Annotated in this window: 2 protein-coding genes; both read left to right on the forward strand. The window is 41.1% G+C overall.

The genetic code is table 11. The features are described 5' to 3' along the window. Positions 1-101: 101 nt before the first annotated feature. Positions 102-695 carry a hypothetical protein gene (locus A3766_RS01320; protein ID WP_068510090.1) on the forward strand — a complete coding sequence of 198 codons (594 nt, stop codon included), beginning with the start codon at positions 102-104 and terminating at the stop codon, positions 693-695. A 3-nt stretch (positions 696-698) separates the two neighbouring features. After that, positions 699-1,199: a hypothetical protein gene (locus A3766_RS01325; RefSeq protein ID WP_068510092.1), complete on the forward strand. Its 501-nt coding sequence runs from the start codon at positions 699-701 to the stop codon at positions 1,197-1,199. Positions 1,200-1,316: the final 117 nt, after the last annotated feature.

Genomic DNA, 1,316 nt, shown 5'->3' on the forward strand with positions numbered 1-1,316 from the left:
TCGAATGGAAGTAATGGGCCGTTAGATATGCACGTAAACATCAGTGATCACCGATCTCTCCTGAATCACATTCAATTAGCGGAAATATTAGCGGCATAATCATGAGTGAATCATCCGAAGGAATATACAAAGAACAGCAATCCATTCACCCAGAGTCTAAGTCCACACCGGAATATGATGATGAAACGATTATATGGGAGGGAAGCCCATCTCAATGGACAAACCTCTTTACGTTCATCTTCTGGGGAGCGGCAATAATTTGTGCGCTCGTTTTTCAGGTGATGTGGTCACAAGGTTTAAATGAAGGATTCTCTTCAATAGTGACAGCATCCGTTCCCTGGATTGTTAACGGGCTATTGTTCATAGCTTTCATCAGTATGGCTCTACCTTACTTACATACAAAGTACGAATACACGCAAGTCACAAAGAATAAGATCAAAGAAAGTAAAGGGATTACGAGCGTTTTCAGGAAGGATTTGTACTGTGAAATCAGTGACATAATTGACATTAAGTCACCTTCAGCCGGGGTAATGGCCCTATTTGGCTTATCAACGTTAATACTTGAAACCAACGATCAAGACCAACCAATTATTAAGATCCGAGCGATAAAAGATAGAGACGCACTAATCGCCAAGTTGATGCCGATTTGGAGAGAACTAAAGGTCGAGCGCAAGGGTTACTTCGGGGGAAATTAAAAAATGAAGAAAACGAGTTTTATTGCCGGAAGCTTGCTGGCTATATGTTCTAGCTTATGTGTGGCTGGACAAGCTGAAAAACCAACGCATTGTTCAGAAGGTGCTGGAACTCTTGAGAGTGCAGATAATTACATGCACTTCTATCAAGATCATCTAAAAACAGGGATGAACAGAAAGCAGTTATCAGGTTACTGGTCAGAAGAGCTTATTGAGATCATGGATCAAACGGTTGTACGGTTAGCAAAAGACTTACGTCATGAAGTGGCTCATGAATCTCAACGGTTTATCGATACGCTGACTAACAACGCCAGATGCGAAGATTTGAAACTTGAGTCCTCAAAGAAAACGGGGCTGAACACTCAATATGCCTCTTTAGAGTATTCAGTAACGCCTACATGTACAGACTGGACAAACACTACAAAACGCAAAGTAAAAATGAGCTTTTCAACCCTTTCTTGTGGCTGGGTCATTACAGAGCTTAAAGATGAGGTGAAGTACAAATGAAATTAAAAACTCTTGGTATAGCGTCACTACTTGCTATTTGTTCAGCAACCTCTTCGGTGATGGCTGGTGATAATGAAAAGGTCTTCTCTGATGGCTCTATTGATTATCAGAGCGTTA

Source organism: Oleiphilus sp. HI0132 (assembly GCF_001635845.1).